This is a genomic window from Neobacillus terrae (assembly GCF_011393025.1).
GTDB lineage: Bacteria > Bacillota > Bacilli > Bacillales > Cytobacillaceae > Neobacillus_A > Neobacillus_A terrae.
The window spans coordinates 96713-116252 of record NZ_JAAOEO010000013.1; the positions used below are offsets into that span (position 1 = coordinate 96713).

General features: G+C 34.8%; 11 protein-coding genes. 4 read left to right on the top strand and 7 right to left on the bottom strand.

From position 1 onward, the window contains the following. Positions 1–3 precede the first annotated feature (3 nt). Positions 4–2163: a beta-glucosidase BglX gene (gene bglX / locus G8761_RS17815; protein ID WP_166029118.1), complete on the bottom strand. Its 2160-nt coding sequence runs from the start codon at positions 2161–2163 to the stop codon at positions 4–6. A 506-nt stretch (positions 2164–2669) separates the two neighbouring features. Here bglX and G8761_RS17820 point away from each other — a divergent pair. From G8761_RS17820 to G8761_RS17830, 3 genes are all read left to right on the top strand, one after another. Next, positions 2670–3929, top strand: a complete 1260-nt coding sequence (locus G8761_RS17820) for a sugar ABC transporter substrate-binding protein (RefSeq protein ID WP_166029120.1) — start codon at positions 2670–2672, stop codon at positions 3927–3929. 96 nt (positions 3930–4025) lie between these two features. After that, positions 4026–4904: a carbohydrate ABC transporter permease gene (locus tag G8761_RS17825; RefSeq protein ID WP_166029122.1), complete on the top strand. Its 879-nt coding sequence runs from the start codon at positions 4026–4028 to the stop codon at positions 4902–4904. An 11-nt stretch (positions 4905–4915) separates the two neighbouring features. Next, positions 4916–5749, top strand: a complete 834-nt coding sequence (locus tag G8761_RS17830) for a carbohydrate ABC transporter permease (protein ID WP_420800265.1) — start codon at positions 4916–4918, stop codon at positions 5747–5749. Positions 5750–6038: 289 nt separating this feature from the next. On the opposite strand, the gene G8761_RS17835 is transcribed toward G8761_RS17830, so the two are convergent. The 4 genes from G8761_RS17835 to G8761_RS17850 all read right to left on the bottom strand — a co-directional run bounded on the left by G8761_RS17835 (position 6039) and on the right by G8761_RS17850 (position 11890). Then, positions 6039–7388, bottom strand: coding sequence for a glucoamylase family protein (locus G8761_RS17835; protein WP_166029124.1), 1350 nt, complete (start codon positions 7386–7388; stop codon positions 6039–6041). Between the two features lie 747 nt (positions 7389–8135). Next, the gene (locus tag G8761_RS17840; RefSeq protein WP_243450072.1) at positions 8136–9140 is read right to left on the bottom strand and encodes a TniB family NTP-binding protein; all 1005 of its coding nucleotides are present in this window, start codon (positions 9138–9140) and stop codon (positions 8136–8138) included. Positions 9141–9142: 2 nt separating this feature from the next. Next, entirely contained in the window at positions 9143–11206 is a 2064-nt protein-coding gene (locus G8761_RS17845; RefSeq protein ID WP_166029126.1) for a Mu transposase C-terminal domain-containing protein, read from the bottom strand. Between the two features lie 45 nt (positions 11207–11251). Beyond that, complete coding sequence (locus G8761_RS17850) at positions 11252–11890, bottom strand: TnsA endonuclease N-terminal domain-containing protein (RefSeq protein WP_166029129.1); 639 nt, start codon at positions 11888–11890, stop codon at positions 11252–11254. Between the two features lie 115 nt (positions 11891–12005). Between G8761_RS17850 and G8761_RS17855 the strand changes: the two genes are divergently transcribed. Continuing rightward, complete coding sequence (locus G8761_RS17855; RefSeq protein ID WP_166029130.1) at positions 12006–13844, top strand: TniQ family protein; 1839 nt, start codon at positions 12006–12008, stop codon at positions 13842–13844. 1234 nt (positions 13845–15078) lie between these two features. Here G8761_RS17855 and G8761_RS17860 read toward each other — a convergent pair. Both G8761_RS17860 and G8761_RS17865 read right to left on the bottom strand, forming a co-directional pair. Next, positions 15079–18525 (bottom strand): DEAD/DEAH box helicase, encoded by a 3447-nt coding sequence (locus G8761_RS17860; RefSeq protein WP_166029132.1) that lies wholly within the window; start codon positions 18523–18525, stop codon positions 15079–15081. Continuing rightward, positions 18512–19324: a Hachiman antiphage defense system protein HamA gene (locus tag G8761_RS17865; protein ID WP_166029134.1), complete on the bottom strand. Its 813-nt coding sequence runs from the start codon at positions 19322–19324 to the stop codon at positions 18512–18514. Before G8761_RS17865 ends, G8761_RS17860 begins: the two co-directional genes overlap by 14 nt. Positions 19325–19540 lie beyond the last annotated feature (216 nt).

Genomic DNA, 19540 nt, shown 5'->3' on the forward strand with positions numbered 1-19540 from the left:
TACTTACTTGACTAATTTGAACGAAAAAGTGGTTACATGTTGACTATCAGGACCAATGTAAGCTTCAAAGCTACCCTGGTCACTTGTATATTGAAGGTCTGAATGATAATACCTTAACTGCTCTTCAGTTATTGTAAAGGTGATTTCTTTTGATTCCCCTGGCTTTAGACTTACTTTTTCAAACGCTTTTAGTTCCTTAACTGGGCGTACCACTTCACCAGAAAGATCACGAATGTATAATTGAACGATTTCATCCCCTGTGAAATCCCCAGTATTCGTAATTTTTACCGATAAGGTGAGCGGGGTTTCAGGTGTGACCGTCTCAGAAGAAACTTTATAATCACTGTAAGTAAAGGTTGTATAGCTCAATCCAAACCCAAATGGCAAGAGCGGCTCGTTAGGAATGTCTAAATACTGAGATAAATACCGTTCTTTTACATCCGGGTCAAGCTTAGGCCGTCCAGTATTATAATGGTTATAATAAACTGGCACCTGTCCGACAGAGTACGGGAAGGACATTGTCAGTTTTCCGGAAGGATTAACGTCACCATAAAGGAGATCCGCAACGGCTGCTCCCCCTGCTGTACCTGGGTACCATGCTTCTAGCACGGCATCAGCCTGGTCAATTAGACCATGTAAATCCAATGGACGACCATTAAACAATACCGCAACTATCGGCTTGTCTAACTGTTTAAGCTTGGATACAAGGACAAGCTGGCTTTCCGGTAATCGAATGTCTGCACGGCAGCCTGCCTCGCCGCTCATGTCTGAATCTTCTCCTAGAGCCAAAACAATCACATCAGCATCCTCAGCAGCATTAACTGCTTCCTCCAGCTGTTCATCTGTTACCGTTTCAATATCAGACCCTTTTGCAATGTTAATAGTTGAAGTCTTATCCGAAAGCCCATCAGCTAATTGAATAGTCTTTTCCTTAGAACCCATCCAAGACCAGGGTCCTAAAATATCTCCGCTTTGTGCAAACGGACCAATCAAGGCGACTTTCTGTTCTTTTTTTAATGGAAGGATGTTTTCATTTTTTAAAAGTACAACTGATTTAGCTGCTAATTCTCTTGAAGCATTAAGATGCTCATCGCTCATGACCACCTCTTGTTCAAGCTTCACATCTGCTCCACGATACGGGTTATCAAAGAGGCCTAATTTATGCTTAAGCTGCAGGATACGAAGAACAGCTTCATCAATGATTGCTTCGTTCACTTCTTTTGTTTCTACGAGGTGTTTTAAGTTCTTCACATAGCAGGCTGTCATCATTTCAATATCGACGCCAGCAAGGATTGCTTTGGCCGCAGCCTCTCTTTCATCCTCTGCAACACCATGTGGAATTAACTCTTTTACCGCACCCCAGTCGGAAATGACCACACCATCAAATTGCCATTCGCCTCTAAGTAAATGGCGCATTAACCATTTGTTTCCGCTTGATGGAATGCCGTCTACCGTATTAAACGAGGTCATAACCATTTCGCAGCCTTCATCTAATGCAGCCTTATAAGCCGGTAAATAGGATTCACGTAATTGCCGTTCTGACATGTTCACGGTATTGTAATCACGGCCTCCTTCTGGGGCACCATAGGCAGCAAAGTGTTTAACACAAGCTGCTACCCGATTCGTATCCTCTTGCAGATTTTCACCTTGAAAACCTCTTACAAATGCCCGTGCAAATTCACTATTTAAATATGGATCCTCACCAGTGGTTTCCATTACCCTTCCCCAGCGTGGGTCGCGAACTAAATCAACCATTGGAGCAAAGGTTACATGGACACCGGAAACAGAAGCTTCTTTTGCTGCAATTTCCGCGCTTTTTTCAGCCAAATCTAAATCCCAGGAGCATCCTATCGCTAGCGGAACAGGAAAAATGGTTTTATAACCATGAACAACGTCAGCCATAAATAATAATGGAATCCCTAGACGATTGGTTTTCAAATATTCCTCCTGAATTCTCATTACATCTTGGGCTCCGGAAACTCCAAGTACTGATCCGCTTTTTTCAATTTCTTCAGCTGTAATCCCCATCTCTGCCATTGGTCCTGTAATTTCGCCATTGTCTTTTGAACCTTTATAAAAGGGACCAGCTAATTGAAGGAGCTGGGCAATTTTTTCATCTAACGTCATCTGTTCCAACAGGGACTTTAATTGATGTTCAGTCATTAGTAGGATTCCTCCAAATTGTATTGTTAATAGAAACGTTTCGATTGCTTTTTAATTTGGATTATAAGCGCTTTCTTTTAGTTCGTCAACATCTGATAGAAACGTTTCTATTAATCTTATTCACAATATAATGCTAGAAATACATGAATTAGAAAAAAATTAAAAAAAATAGGTTGAAAACGATTTCATCCTAACTTATAATGGCTATATCGAAACGTTTCACAATTTTTACCACTGAAAGTTTAATATTTTTTTAGTATTGTTCGAAACGTTTCTCCATTATAAGTTCTATATTTTTTTACGGAAAATCGAAACGTTTCTATAGAAGGAGGTATCCTACTTAACCAGGATAAAAACACTATTTTTATATATCACTTTAGGTTTCCGAAAAGCAGTTCTTGTTCAATAGACATTTTATCAATACAATTAACAAGTAATGCATATGTAAATTTTCTATTAAAAAGATGAAACTACTAAAATCCCAATGAATTATGGAGGATACTAAAATGAAATTATTAAGTAAAAAGGTTGCAACCGTAGCTTTATTAGGTTCACTAGTTGTTTCTGGCGCATTAGCTGGATGTTCATCCAATAGTACTTCTTCATCCAGCAAAGATGGACAAACAACTATTACCGTTTGGGGAATGGGTGAAGAAGCTAAATCCTTACCAAAAATCGCAAAAGATTTTGAAAAAGAAAATCCAAAGATTCACGTTCAAGTTCAAGCCCTTCCATGGGATAAGGCACATGACAAGCTATTAACTGCTGTTGCTTCTAAACAAGGACCTGACGTTGTACAAATGGGAACTACTTGGATTCCGGAATTCGCTTCTGCTGGAGCACTTATGGACTTATCAAAATCTTCGGATAAGTACCCTGAACTTGCAGCTGATAACTTCTTTGATGGTTCTGTTGAAACTACCAAATACGATAATAAAGTAGTTGGTGTACCTTGGTATATCGACACACGCGTTCTTTATTACCGTACAGATTTATTGAAAAAAGTAGGATATGATAAAGCACCTCAAACCTGGGATGAGTTAAGTGATGCGGCTAAAAAACTGAAGGCTCGCGGCGGTAATAACTACGGAATTAGCATTGATGCTAATGAACAAAGCTTATCATTCATGTTAGCTCGTCAAAATGGTTCAAAATTACTTGATGGAAACAAACCTTTATTTAATCAAAAAGAATTCGTTGATGCTGTTAAATACATGGATAGTTTCTTTAAAAACGGTTCTGCTCCTAAAAATGATATCGGTTTAGATGCGATTGCAGCATTTAAAGGTGACGGAATTGTTCCAATGTTCATCAGCGGACCTTGGATGGTTAAACTAATTAATGACCAAGCACCAGAATTAAAAGGTAAATGGGCAACTGCGGTACTGCCTGCAAAAGAAAATAACATTTCTGCACTTGGCGGATCAGACCTTTCTGTTTTCCAATATACAAAACATAAAGATGCAGCTCTTAAATTTGCTGCTTATATGAGTAAACCAGAAACACAAATTGAATGGTTAAAACTAGTAAATGCTATGCCTGCAAACAAAAAAGCATGGGAAGATTCTTCATTACAAAACGATCCAAATCTTAAAGTATTTGGCGAACAAATGAAAAATTCCCAGCCCGTACCGGTTATTAAACAATGGGAACCAATTGCACAAGCATTCTTAAAGAGCAACGAACAAATTTTCCGCGGTGGTGCAGATGTCCAAAAAACAATGGATGACTTTAACAAAAAGGCTGAGGAAATTTTAAGTAAATAAATAATACTGTCAAAACGATGGCATTCACTCATTGATTTCGGTGAATGCCATTATCTACTATGTCCTATTTTGGGGTTTGTAAAGGAAGGGACTGTTATGAAGAAAAGTAAGACACCATATTTTTTTATTGCTCCAACGATTATTTTATTATCGGTCTTTTCTATTTTACCTATCGTTGTTGCGCTTATTATCAGTTTTACAGATATCAATCTAACCGGATTAGCGGATTATTCACAGATCAATTTTATTGGATTTGACAATTATAAAGAAGTTATAAAAGATCCAATTTTTTTAAAGTCAATTTTAAATACCTTGTTTTATGTAATTTTCGGTGTTCCGTTCGTAATTATTCTGTCATTGGCTGTTGCCCTTCTGATTAACTTTGGTAATGCACGTATTTTCAAAGCATTCCGAGTAATTTTTTATATGCCTTCCATTACTAATGTGGTTGCCGTTGCGGTGGTATGGAGCTATCTTTATAATCCCCAATTAGGCTTGTTTAACTATTTATTAAAACTCGTTCATTTGCCGTCTGTTCCTTGGCTGCAAGATCCAATTATGGCGAAAATCTCATTGATCGCTTTAGCATTATGGAGAGCCATCGGTGTTAATATGATTATTTTTTTAGCTGCTATTCAAGGTATTCCAAAGACGTACTATGAGGCAGCACAGCTTGATGGTGCAAACGGATGGAAACAGCTAACAAAAATCACCATTCCATTATTGCGATATGCAATATTCTTTGTATCGATAACCACAATGATTGGATGGCTGCAATTTTTTGAAGAGCCGTTCGTCATGACCAATGGTGGGCCGCTTGATAGTACGACGTCAGTAGCACTCTTTATTTACCATAATGGTTTCCAACTCAGTAATTTTGGCTACGCTGCAGCAGGTTCATTCATTTTATTCATTGCCATTATTATCATTACATTGGTTCAATTTAAATTCCAAAATAAGAATGTTGATTATTGAGTATTGATGAGGTGATACCATTGAAAGAAAGCACAGACCGTTATCAACAATGGATTGTCGGAATTATTTTAACCGTAGCTGGCATTTTGGTTGCACTCCCCTTTATTTGGATGGTTTTTTCGTCTTTTAAGCCGGAGAGTGAAATAAGTTCTTTAGTACCAACCTTATTCCCAAAACAGTTTACATTGGAAAATTTCCAAAATCTTTTTGAAAATATGAACTTCGGACTTTATTTGAAAAACACCATTATCATTGTTCTATGCTCTTTTGTAGGTCTATTTTTAAACGCGATGGCAGGTTACGCTTTTGCCAAATATCAATTTAAAGGCAAAGATAAGTTGTTTTATCTTATCCTGGCTACAATGATGATTCCCGGACAAGTAACCATGATTCCGGTTTATCTAATCTTAAATAAGATGCACCTTACCAATACAATGGCGGGTATCGTGCTTCCAGGACTTGTTGGTGCTTTCAGTATCTTCTTATTCCGACAGTTCATGACGACCATCCCTGATGAATTGCTAGAGGCAGCCCGGCTTGATGGGGCAAGTGAATTGAGGTTATTTATGCAGGTGGTTCTTCCCATTTCAAGACCAATCTTAGCAGTACAGGGAATATTAACATTCATTGCTGGATGGAATAGCTTCCTCTGGCCATTAATTATCGCAAATGATGAGAATTTATATACGCTATCGGTTGGACTCTCTTTATTAAAAGGCCAATATGGGGGTAATTACGCTCTGCAAATGGCTGGTTCCACCTTTATGGTTGTGCCTATCGTTATTATTTTCATTATCTTCCAAAAGCATATTATCGATGGATATACAATTTCAGGAATGAAATAATAACTTTATATAAACCCTACTTGATTAATTTTGGTAGGGCTTTTTTTTTGATATAACACTTAATGGAGGCATATTTATAACTTCAGGGCCCATTATAGGGGCTTCCTTAATAACTTGTTACCCATCAGAATATTCTGAAAAATGTTAGAACAAGATTTGATCTTGTATTACAGTTTTCTGAAAGTAAATAAAAACGCTATCATTCTGTAAACAGAAGAATAGCGTTTTTGATAGTAGACATATAATTATTAATAAACTGCAAAAATTCTCCTTAAATTCTTTTATTGTATTAATTACCGATTGAGAAGACTTCTTCGCTCAAAAGATGTTGTGGTTGTTCAGCTATCTTATCTTTATTAAAATAATTACGAATGACTCCGTTATCAACAAAGTTAGCAATTGAAGCCATAATCATCCCTTGGTCTAAAGAAAGGTATGCCTTGGTAACTTCTCCTGTATTTACATTAACAGAATCATAAAATCCATACTTTCCATATACATTTAAGTCTTTTAATGCATGAATGTTCGTCATAACATCTTTTGGTGCATATTCTAACGCAAGGAAAGAAGCGTGTGGTGTAACTATACCTGTATCATGGTAGCCGGAAGTTCCAAGAGGTGTTACGCCCAATGCGTCATAGCCGTTTGGTATCGCTGAAGGGGATATCCCCCAGACTGGGTAGCCTTTCTGTTTCGCATATGAGATCTGAATGCTGACATAATTTTTATTATTCAAGCCAAGACCGTTAACACCGAGTTCTCTTTCTTTTAGTACTAAACTTGGCATTAATGCTTCAAACATACTTCCACCCCAACTTGGAACATACTTTATCCCATTGTAGCTATAATGCCCTTCGAAAACAGAAACTCCGTCATACCATTTATTCTCTCCCTCAGGAACCTGGCTTTGCCAATCCCAATCTGCTGGTAACGTTCTGTACATTTTCCACCAGTGGTCTTCCGGTACATCTCTTTTTCCAATGGCTATGTAACTGGCCACACGAGGTTCAGTATAAAACATTCCGAAATGATATTCTGTTAAAGACCCTTGAGCAACATCAAAACCACCATGAAACTGGCCAATGGCAGGATCATAAAGGGTAGAATAGTTCATGCTATCTACTAACTTGCTCGTTTGATTATAAAGTTCGGGATATGCTTGTCCAACAGTTATTAGCCCTGAAGACAACCATCCATTATCAACTGTAGAGATAAATTGGCCCCAATCTGTCTTTAATGCTGCATTCGAAGTATAGTACCAATTATAGAATAATCCATTCCATTTTTTCATTTCCGTTAGTGTATCTAGGGTTCTTTGTATTCTTTGAGTAGCTTCGCTTTTTGTAATAATCCCTAATTTATTTGCGGAAATAGTACTGAACAAATACATTGCAATATTTGTGGGAGAAGTGTATTCATGTTTCTCTTCTTTTCCTGTATCATACCTAACTTCATCAGCTGTTAAGCCCGTTTTAGGATCTGTAAAGTCCTCATAAAACTTATATGTCTTCTTTGCTATAGATAATAATTGTGCATTTGTCGACTTTTCATTAATATTATTTTCAGCGTAGACTGATTGGGATACAGTGAAACTTAAAAGAAGTATAAAAGCAACCAAAAACCGAATAAGACTCAACATTTTATGTCCCCTTCCAAAGTTATAATATTATCGAAACGTTTCGATAATATTATAACTTATCAGAAAATTAGTGTAAACGCTTTAATTGGAAATTGAGCTGATATACCTAAAAGATAGCTGTCTCAACTTTGTACCCTACAGTTAAGAGAATTCTTCACAAATCTTGTTTCCACAAATTAAAAAGAGTTTCCATAGTAATTTTCGGCTCTGTAGTTTTAAAATATAAGTTCACAATCACTAAGTTTTCAGGTTAATACCCGATCATTCCTTACAAAAAGATAACCACTTAGATTTATGAACTAAGTGGTTATTAAAGGATTATTTTCTTTCAGCTTTATTTCGGTTATTCTTGAAAGCAGTCCGATAAATTATGAACTTACGTCCAGATAATGTGTTTCCAACGTTTTAATTTGGTGGGAATCAAGTGATATTTGTAGTGAATCATATTTTATTTGGTGGCTTACATTACTGTGATTTTTCATAAAAACTTAGAACGCAACACTGTAAAATTAAGTATTGGTTAAGATATTTATTTCATAATTAATTAGAATGCGTAGATGTTCTAGTGTAAAATTTTACTTTACTTCATAATTTTTTAGAAAAAATCATTTCTGCTCTAAGCTCAATAAAAAAAATAATGTCACGTAACCAGCCAACATGTCAGCTGCACGTGACATTTCATTTATACTCAGTTCAAACGAACATACCATGTTAGTTTTTCATAGGCAAGTCAGACATTGTAATTTATTATTTATTTATTTTATTTTTGCCATGCCTATTATTTGCTCTTTTCTCCTCATCAATCGCATCGAATAAATTGAATGATGGATTTTTGAAAGGATTTTTAGCATTAGGTCTTTGCGAAATAGTTACTGCCTTATATGCCAGAAATAGTTCAGATTCAGATATTTTATCTAAGCCATGTTTAGCCGCAATAATAGTTGCCTGTTCTATAATTCTCATTATATAAAATGGTACTCCATTCGTTGCGTAATAAAACTTTTCCGATAAGCCTGGATCCGCTAAAAATGATTGTTCCGCTACTGGGAGTTGCTTATCTACTGTATTAAGAAAAGCTCTGAACTCAATTTGTTCCTCTTTTGTACTATAGTTAAAGGATTCCAGGGTAAGACGAGTACAAAAACGTCGGTCTAGTTGATTATTTACTTCAAATATTGATTTGGACTCTGGCATTCCGCAAATTAAGACCGGAATTTTAGCATCCTCAATAAATGTTTTAATCCAATCAGAAGCATTTTTTAATACATTTGAGGAATCTTTGTCTATTAGGTGTTGAAATTCGTCAATTACCATCATCTCTACATTACATGCCTTTACTAGTTTTAATAACCGAGCTGTCATTTGTACCAATGTTCCTCTTTCAAAATTGGGATCCCCTAAATGATACAAGGCCTGTGAAGCAAATGACTTTGGGGTAGCGCCAACAGGAACTTTAAAATAAAAAATAGGAACTATGGTTTTACCATTAATTCTTTTTCTTGGATGAGTACTCTCATAATCTTTCAGGAGTGTAGTTTTACCTACACCGGTTAAGCCAGCTAAAAAAACCCCATCAGGTTGCCCTGCAGCGACAGATAGCAAATGTGTCTCTTGTATTCTGTCATATATATCCTTATATTTAGGATGGTTAACAATTATCTTTTTTACATGCTCCTTTCTATTTTTTATGTCCTGCAATGAAGCTGGTTGGCCATTTAATTTTGGGAAAGTATTCATGCTTACCGTAGTCATGTTTACACTCCTTTGTATTTAACATCCATTTCTGGTAAATCTTCTAAATCTATGTCGAAACTACTACTAATGTTAAAAAGCTTTGATTCCTCATTCCTTTCTTCTGATTTACCTTTCTTCTTTTTCTTCGATTGTTTCTTTGGTTGCTGTTTCTTTGAGTCTTGCAATTCATCTTTTATAATCGCAATGGTCTCAGCTGCTTCAGGAGTATTCAATTGAATGTGTGATAACCCTTCTGTAGAAATACCATGATACGAGGACTTTCCCCCTTCGGATTTGTCAGTTATACCCACCTCTTCATCTTTCATCCTCCTATATTTAAAGTACTTCCTTCGATCTCTCACCTGAATCAGGCGAATTTTCCTTTTAGCTCTTCCCAATAATCTTCTATCACGTTTTTCTTTTGCTTTATTAAACATCGTAGAATCCCATTGCAAGTCATCGTAAGGAACAGGATATTCCAGTAAAAACCCCTTTTCATCAAGATCTTTATTAAAAGCTTCAATATATCTTCTTTCTTCTTCGTTATATACAAATATACTTCTCATATCCGCCAAATCGTACCGAACTCTTACCTTCTCTTTCTCCTTACCTTTAGTCCTCATAGCATGCCTTAATGTCATCAATTCAGGGGAAGTATAATTTTCATTTTTTATCGCTATTCCTTTATTAGTAATAGTTCTATACTCTAATCCACTCATTAAAATTAACTTAAGTTCAGCTTTCGTACGGGACAGCGTCGGTCTAATTTCTGGATTCCCTTCTAACCCTTGTATCCATAATTCTTTCGGTGTAGCTCTTTTTTTGATATTTATATCGTTTGCTACCAAGTCAACCATTGCAATATGGCATATATAAATAAAGCTTTGCATAGTTAAATACGCTTTACCTTCAGAATCATATCTACCTCTTTGAAAGGTATTTGAAAAAGTAGTTCCCATTAGACCGTGGAATACTTTTGTGTTTAACGTTCTAAATGCTCGCTCTATACTTCCCTTAACGTTTCCAGAGTCCACAGGACAAAATAAAATTTCAATCCCCAACTGCTGACATGCATCTTTTACATCCCAAGACTCGTTAACTTTCGAATTATCTAATACTAACAATTCTGGTTTACCGCTAGCTAACCATTTATTTTCCACAAAAGGATAAATATCTTCTATGTAGGTTTTTGGCATTAAACAGTGTAAAAGACATTGTTTTAATGCCTTAGCATTGATGTCATTAAACGTAACAAAAAATCCAAGTGGATGACCGGAATATTTATCGAGCGCATAGACTAGCCATGGCCTTCTTGGCTTCAGCGTTTTTGGATCTACAAGCAATACATCAACGGGGGTCCAGTCAATTTCAACTCTTTCGAGTGGCCGATGTACAACTACTTTGGAAACAGATCCATTTCTATTCAAAGCTGCCTGGACTCGTCCATATTGGTTTTTATCAGTTTTTTCAAGATCCAAAACATCTTGTTTAATGCGCCAAAACGTTGTATCGGAAACAGGTTTTATTTTTTCTATTCTAAATTCATTCATTTCATCCATTCTAATTAAATACTCACTATAAAGACTATCCATGGTTTCATACTCCGGGTCATGAAGAAATTCACCTAATACTTCTTCCGCTTTTTTTAAAGCAAATTCATTTGACCATCGCTCTCTTGGTCCTTTAAGGTCGTTTCGAGAAATTAAACTTCTTATGTCATTGTTTGATCGGTTGTATCTTTTTTTCCAATTATAAAAAGTGGCTACACAAATTTTTTCCGATTCAGGCAAAGAGGCTACGTAAGACTTTATTTCAGTTTGTAGGACTTCACCAGTTAATACAGGTTGGAGTATTTTAAGCCTTCGTTCGGCCTCACTTCTTAAATTTTCCGGTATTAATGCGTAATCAGGCAGTTCAGATTCGTATTCATTTCCCTTTATTACTTTGAATATTAATTTATTGTTTTCCCATAATTTTAATAATTCCTGAATACTCCATGTTTCTATTTTTTTATATGATAAATTTTCAACTTCTATCTCTGTGATTTTGTCTTTTCTCACTACGTATTCTGTATCATTTATCATAAACTTTGTACCGTGTGTGAATCCGTAATTGGGCATGTTCATCACCTATTCAAGAATTTTTATCAGCGAAGCTCCACTTATCTTGGACTTAACAAGATCCGTGTACACCATATGTTTATAAATAAGAAAGAAAACATGTGAGTATATTTCTTGTTTGTTAAATTGATGTAATTCTCGGACCATTGTATCTATCGTTATTTCTCTCCTTTCACGAACAAGTTCCAAAACAGCCATTCTTGTTACAGAACGCAAAGAATGATAATCAATATTTTTTATTTTTTTTAAATTGTACTGAAGAAATCCAATTCTGATATTAGGTTCCGATACTACAATAAACTCCCATTTATTTTCTTCACAAAACTGTTTGCCCACCATAAATTTTACCAAGTTTTTTTCTGTTGTTAAAAAACGTTCTGGCTTAACCTCAACGATTTTGATTTTATTGTCATCAGTTATCACTTTAAAGTCTGGGAAATAACTGTGTTTAGCCCCTTTGTACATATAGGGGATTTTAATAGGTTGTGATTCATAAAACACAATCCCAGGATCAAATTCAAGAAGAGTGATATAATCCCTTTCAAGTAGACTTTCATAGTTTATTAGAGTTCCACACTTTTCGCTGGGTATACTGCCCCTAAAGTTACCCATCTTACTCGGCTTTATTGGCCTTGCACCGTGCTTCATCCTTTCCCTCCCTCAAACAAAATCTTTATTAATATTCCCAATATTCAGATTAATTAACCCGTATAACTAAATAATAATAGGAAATACTGTTATCAAAAAAATGGGTGATGGCTCTATGTTATTGTTTTTCAATCAAAATTATCCTGATGAGTCTTTATGCAGTCTGCTTTATAGGACAGCAAAGGAAAACTTCATGGATCAATTAAACTGGATTTTTATCAATTTTAAGGATTTTTCTGGGGAAAATGTTATTCCTAATGAAGTGAACTGGTTAACAGGAATAAAACTAAAGGCAATAGCAAACTTCCTTGGAATCTCAATGAACGAGGCAGAAAGCCTAACATATCACCCTGTATTAGAACACCTGGGACTAGAAGTTAAAAGCGTAGAGAAAAACCCCTGGTTTCTATACTCACGGATAAAATGCTGTCCTCTTTGCTTACAAGAAACCGTCTATCATCGGAAGCGATGGGCATGTTCTTATACATTAATCTGCTCAAAGCACAAAGTTCTTCTAATGGATAGGTGCCCATTTTGCAATTGCCTTTTTGATATGTTATCGATTATTAAAAACCAGTGCAAAGGTTGTAATAGCAATATATCTGACTATATCCCTACAAGGGTAGATGCTGACTCGATTCTTGTTGATTTTCAGTTAACCATTGATCATTTACTAAATGAGAGTTATTTTCAATTTGACCATAATTGGATAAAAGATAAGAAAGGGCTAATAAACGCATTAGAGTTCTTAGGATGTTGGAGTGCCCGATTTTTAAACAAAGAAGAGTTATTTTGTGAAGAATTGTGTATTGGATACAATGGTAGAGCACTAGAAAGAAATCATTTAAAAAATGCCAAACAAATAGAACATGCAATTTGTATTTATATCTTTGCTTTCAAGATTTTGCAACATTGGCCAAGAAAGTTTCATGATCTATTAAGACAATCCGAAAAAAAAAATAAAAAAGAATACCGATACTTTATACAAAACACAGTGCCCACCCTTTACGGATCCAACTTATCTCCTATTTCTTCAGAATTAAACAACTATATTGCCTACACTCATCTTAATTTAGATAAGCAAAAAAACTATTTAAGATCTGACCAAATACGGTTAATTACCAATAAGTTTGATGCCGGAGTTATTGAAAGTAATTTAATACCTATCTATCGAACAAAATATCTCCAACAACCTGTTTCATTAGTTTGCACTAATGACTTATTTTATTTTATGAACATGTATGAAAATAGTATTTCAAAAGAGCAGTTGAGGATGAGATGGAATACGAGTGCTAAGTCGACATTTTCTTTATTACAAAACAATTTATTAGAAAATGTGTTTAATTTTAAAGTAGGCCCTTTAACAACTTGGGTCATTCCACTCATATCAGTAGAATCGTTTGAAAGTAAACTGCGATCCCTATCTAGTAATTCCATGGATTCACCAATAACAATTAGGAACGCAATGGAATGGATTAGTCCTAGCAACTCAATTATTTTAATGAAGGGAATCCTAAATCGAAGAATAACAATCTGTATTAGTAATATAAAACTAGCCGATTCAACTGTAAGTAAATCCAAGGTATATCATTACGTAACAGAAGCTTTCATCAGTGGGGGTACCACAGACGGTTTTATTTCTATTAGAGAATTAATTTTTATATTAGGTGTTAAAAAGTCCGATATCATCCATTGGATAAAAACCGGTAGATTTGGCTCCTTTTCATATTCAGGCGAAGATAACATACCAATATCAACTTTCCAATACTTTAATGACCAATTTATTACTACATTACAAATATCGATGGAAAATAATATTCCCATAAAGAAGATTCTAAAAAAACACCAAATCGGAAAAATTTCTTCTGTTTCAGGTCCCAAACACCGTGATGGTAATCGGCTACTTTTTTATCGCCAACAAATTATAAGAACTTTCATGGGAAAATCTTCATAGCCATCCTTTCTTCAACTCACGGCATAATCCTTCTTTTATTTTCCCGAATCGACATAAGTGGAAAATCATAGGCCCCAATCAGATGATGGTAACGAATATTATCCATGTTCCTGATGGGAAGGAATTTTATTATTTATCCGTTACTAAGGATTTTTTCAATAATGAAATTGTCAGTTGGGAGCTAGCTAGGAAAATAATCTGGAAGTTGCGCTAAACAAAGTAGAATAGTGGCCAAAGAAAAAGAACTTAGTTGGAGCCGTTCTCCATTTATTAGGGCTTCAGTTTATGCCCAAACTATACAACATCTGATTTAAGTCTAACGGCATCACAGCAGCCACTCTCGAAAAGGAAACCGCCTAGACAATGCCTGCGAAGAATCACTTTTCTCACACCCGGAAACAGAGAACTTCTATATGAAACAGTGAATTCAGATGAAGATCTAAGGCAAGCAATCGAAAATTATTTCTATCACCATAATTTTAAACGAAGAAAGAAAAAACTAAAGAAACGCGCGCCGTTTAAATTATCGACACGCGCTTTCAGCATAACTTTTTTATGTTTTCTACTTGACTGGGCAAGACCACTTCTGCAGATGTTTATTCGTTTATAATCAAATACCAAGTTACAATCATTTGTATATTCACAATTACTTCATGCATCTACTTTATTTTATTTTTAAATTAAGTAGGTAAGATAAATAGTAAGTAAAGTGAGGGAAATAATCTCCAATATCCACAATCTTGAAAATCGGTCCATAGTCTGTTCAACATTACTGATGTTATATTGAAGATGTCTTTTATCAAACCTGATATTTACAAGATGACCTTTGAAGATAATCCACTGGTAAGTGTGCAGCGTTTATGGAAAGAAAAAACACCTCTTAGCTAACAGCTGAGGGGTGCTTTGGAGTGCGATAATGGCTGTTTTCTCACTCTGAACTTCTTCACAATATGCTAGAAAACCTCTAAAAATTTTTGCTATAACTTCGGTAAAAACTTGCATGAAATCTAAGTGAAAGTACGAAAAGCAGTTACAGCTCAAAACAAACATTATATCGCGGTTATACCTTAATACTCACTTCTTGCTGGCAAAAATGATGTAGAACTTGATAATCTTGATATCCTAGTAGACCTGTTGATTAATAAAATTATGAATAAGTTTTTTACTTTGAACTAAAATAAACCACCCAACGGAATTGTTGATATCGAAATTTTTTGGGTCGTTATTATAATTATTAAATATAACTAGTTACAACTTGTATATTGCTTCCAAATTTCCTACTTACCCTGCATTCAATTTCCGTTCCCATAATATCCATATGAAATGAAAATATTTTAGCTAGCCTTCTTGGAACAAAACCAAGTTGCTTATCTTGGTATAAAATTTGTATTGCAAACGAATCAAATTCATTCTCCTGCTGTCTCTTAAATAATAATTTATCCCCAACTTTAATGAGTTTCGCTACTTCAATTCTCTCAGCTACATATGGTATTCCTTTTATATTGAAGGAATGGTTGGTCTTTTTAAAATTACTCGTGTTGTTGTCTTTTATATTAATTTTGGATATTAAATTGAAAATATTACGTAATCCATATGTTGAATTTACCCCAAACTTATTAATATCATCGACTTGAAGATTCACAAACCAATTTATAAAAGAACGTAAATCTGAAGAACCATCATAAGACTTTGATAACAGCAAGCAATCTTTTCTAGATATCAAACCCATATCTTTCAACCATAAAGCATAAGTATCGTTCAATCCATTTTTTATTTTTGATGGTAGGCTTAATATACTTTTACTAAGACTATTCCAATCGCGCCCCAAAATATAAGATGCAATGAAGATTACCGATGTGATTCCCCAAGGATATCTATAAGCTAGACAATCTTCTATGTAAACATTCATTAAATCTACGTTTTCTTCTCCAACAGAATCTGACCACAATTTTCTAAGCTGATCTAAATCATCCCCATTTATCCACGAAAGTATAAAAGGTTCAAGCTTGGTGTTACCCACGATTGAAACGCTTTTTAATGTGTCTTTTGGTTGCATTTCTTCACATGTTATTAAGCATTTTAATGCAAGCTTTAAAAATTCCACTTCATTTTCTTCATCAATGGCCATACTAAGACTTTGAGAACTTAGTAAGGCTTCTTCAATTTTCAGACATGAATTAAGAGTTAAACCAGTTCTCGCAAATACAACTTTTTTTTCTCTTGGTTCAATACTCCAAAAACGATTAGCAGTTTCGAGCAAGATGCTATTAACATATTGTGAATCTTCTTCTATTGATTGTATTTTAAATAAGGTATCTCCAACAAAGGACTCCATTAGTTGTTGATCTGGAGTATCAACAACTTCTTCAACAAGAAAATTCATAAGCGCAGGTTCAGAGTATTCTGCGATAACGTCTTGTAAAGCTTGTTGAGAGATCCGTCCTTCACGGTGTAATTCCATTGCAACAGTAAATATACTTCTAACTCTCTCAGAATTTAATGGATTGGAGTATTCAGTATATAAAGCTCTATCACGTGCAGAATTTATAACAAAAACAACCTGTCCTTCTGTCTCTCGCCCTGCTCTACCAGATCTACCAACTATATTCCAAAAATCCCTAACTTTAACTGATAAACGTTCAGAAGGGTTTGGAATAATATCTAAGGAGTAGACCAGTAAAGTTTTTATTGGCAAATTTACTCCTTGTCCAAGCGTATGTGTTGCAACAAGTATCTTTAACTTTTTTTGCGCGTATTCTCTTTCGACAGCTTTTCTTACTTCATCTGCTAAATCTCCAAAATGAGGTGCTACTCCCCTGCTTATACATTGAGTTATTATGCTATCTTCTCCATACCACCTAATTGCAGCTTCCAATGCTTCACTATCATCTATCTTCGGAAAATGTGTTTCAACATCATAGTAATTATCTAAAATATCGATTAACTTTAAGAATGCTTTTAATACGCTATAGACACCTCCCCCACCACCTCGGCCTACTGTAGCACAATAAATAAGTACTGATCCCTCCCGGAGATACCTGTACGCCAAAATTGCTGTAGTTTCTGACTTATTAGTAAAATTAGGAAAAACTTTTTCAATAACCTTTTTTTTCTTCTTTCCGGTTGTGATTTCCCAATGTAAAGGGTTTATAAAATTCGGAATAAAAATCTTTGTAGTTCTTCTACCTATATTTTGAACATAATTTTCAAATTCAACTTGGCCATTAGTTCCGTTCCATGAAAAGGAACCTATTAATCTTCTTGTAGGCTGCCATGCTTGACCATCGTATTGCTTAGGTGAATCTATCTTTGCTTGGTCATTATTTATTAGCCATTTTGCGAACTCATCACTATCAACATCAGGCATAACTGCTGATATAAATAAGAATCGGCTATGTTTTGGTGTGAACCATCTTTTAAGCCGTGTGAGAAGTAATTCAAATTGTGCTGATCTACTATCTAAATTACCTAAGACATGTCCTTCATCGAATACAAAAAGGGAAATATCAACAAATAACTCAGGCTTTACTCTAATTAAGAAGTCAACCTTTTCAGGCGTAGCAACTAATACATCAGCTTCTCTTAACCAAAACTGATCAAGTTCGTCCAACTCATAACTTCCGGATAGGCTAGAAACTACATAGCCTAATTTCGATAACCGACTACTTAAACTATTTTCCACCTCATTGACAAGTGAACGAAAAGGAGCAATATAAAGGCACTTTTTATTACCTCCAACCTGTTGCAAGATGGATAGTTCAGCAATTAAGGTCTTTCCCGCGCTAGTCGGCATTTGAATAATAAAACCTCTGTTATCTTCTAAGACACCTTTATTAATTGCATTGATTTGTGATTTCCAGAACTCTGATTGAGATAATCTCTCTTCAGGAGGTATCAGTTTATTATCTGAATAAGGACTTGCAGCGAGCAACCTTAAATATGGTTCCCAAACCTCAGATGATTCTTTAATTAAGTCCGATAATACTGTCCAAGTTGTACGTTGATAAGAAATACTCATTTTAAATTCTAATAATGTTAATATAGTTGTGAGAGTTGCATCTCTTAGATTCAGGGCTAACTCCCTTGCTTCCGCTAAATCTTTATTAAAATCGCCATTAACTCCAGTTAACTGAAATTTGCTAAATTCACTAATCGCTTTTCCCCAAAGATATTCCATTTCATTACTTTCAGAATCCCCTATATATTGCATGCCGGCTGGTTTAATAGCCTGCAGCTGCTTCCTTAATAGCAAAGTCACTAATAAAAATAAATTATTTACACTCCTGTCCAATAATTCATTTTCTTCAATCTTATATTCAAGTGATTTTAATATACACGAAGAATTAGCTTGAAAACCTGATAAGTCATAGCAAAGTGCAGATAAAATCTTAGCATACTCTTTGTCATATTCTTCTGACATTAAAGAGAAAGTTTCAAATAGTTCGGCAGCAACCTTAAGTCCTTGCATACATACTGGGCTTTCTTTATGAGTCAAAACTTTGGCACTTGCTGAACTTAGAAATAATGCATAACCCCATATTGTCGATTCATTATAGGTTGCTTTAAAGTTTGCACCCATTTTTTTAGCAAAAATCTGACCATACTGGTTTCTAAAAAACGAAGAATTAATCATTTCTTCTACTTGTTTTTCTTTTTTATTAATATATTCAAGGAGTTCCATAAACAATTTCCTCCCCTACATCAGGTACTAATGAAAAACAATGATTTGCAAATTTGTCTAGTTCATCAATGAGTAAAACATTAAAATTTAGTCCTTGGTTTAGTCCTTTTAAATTATCTAGTTCTACTATAATATCTTCATTCCATAAACTCTTTTCATGTACCAAGAAGATATGATGGTCAGTTGGAAAATTAGCCTTTTGTAGCACTATTTCATCAAATTGATCAGAAAGGTCAAAATTACCTTCATTAAAATATAGAGTAGACATAAAATCTGCAATTGTAATAATAGAAGATGTATCATTTATATAAAGTGAGTCATGAGCTTTGACACCAATTTGTTTATCGTATGTAATTTTTGTCTTTGTTTCGCATACACAGAGGCTACGGACCTTTCCAGCGTCATCAAGTTGAACACCAAATACATCTATACCAAAAGAAGATTTTTTTCTATTAAGTTTATACCTCAGTTTAATTAAAGCGGTTTCAAGATTCATAACATCTCGTAGAAATAAACTAGAAACTATTTCTCCCCAGTCGCCCCGTCGAACATTTTTATCCATTACCGTAGATAAATCAGGAAATACTTCATTCTTCAAATATTCACGTAATTCATCCTTTTCCCTTTTAAGATACCTTCTTTTTAAGTGTTCAGGATTTTTGTATGCTATAAGCAGTTCCCCAGCAAGCCAAGATGGAAATAACTTTTCCTTTCGCACTTCTGTTTCGGAAACATCTATTATATTAAATTTATATCCATGATTACTTCGCTTCGAGTGGTTAAGCCAGTCTCGTATCATATAGAATCCCCCGTTTTTAACGAAATACTAAGTTTAATTTTACCCTAACTAACAAATATAACCAATATATAAAGCCTTTTGGTAATTAAACAGCAGAGTGTGATAATGGTAATTTCCACACTCTCATTTTAATCCTTATAATACATCCAGTTATTTGATACCTTAGTTATTTAAGAGGCAAAAATAAGACGAGAGGAATCTCTCGTCTTTTAACTT

Coding starts and splice junctions, on each gene's coding strand:
- G8761_RS17855 (WP_166029130.1), top strand. CDS start 12,006: ATGTTATTGTTTTTCAATCAAAATTATCCTGATGAGTCTTTATGCAGT.
- G8761_RS17865 (WP_166029134.1), bottom strand. CDS start 19,324: ATGATACGAGACTGGCTTAACCACTCGAAGCGAAGTAATCATGGATAT.
- G8761_RS17860 (WP_166029132.1), bottom strand. CDS start 18,525: ATGGAACTCCTTGAATATATTAATAAAAAAGAAAAACAAGTAGAAGAA.
- bglX (WP_166029118.1), bottom strand. CDS start 2,163: ATGACTGAACATCAATTAAAGTCCCTGTTGGAACAGATGACGTTAGAT.
- G8761_RS17850 (WP_166029129.1), bottom strand. CDS start 11,890: ATGAAGCACGGTGCAAGGCCAATAAAGCCGAGTAAGATGGGTAACTTT.
- G8761_RS17840 (WP_243450072.1), bottom strand. CDS start 9,140: ATGACTACGGTAAGCATGAATACTTTCCCAAAATTAAATGGCCAACCA.
- G8761_RS17825 (WP_166029122.1), top strand. CDS start 4,026: ATGAAGAAAAGTAAGACACCATATTTTTTTATTGCTCCAACGATTATT.
- G8761_RS17845 (WP_166029126.1), bottom strand. CDS start 11,206: ATGATAAATGATACAGAATACGTAGTGAGAAAAGACAAAATCACAGAG.
- G8761_RS17820 (WP_166029120.1), top strand. CDS start 2,670: ATGAAATTATTAAGTAAAAAGGTTGCAACCGTAGCTTTATTAGGTTCA.
- G8761_RS17835 (WP_166029124.1), bottom strand. CDS start 7,388: ATGTTGAGTCTTATTCGGTTTTTGGTTGCTTTTATACTTCTTTTAAGT.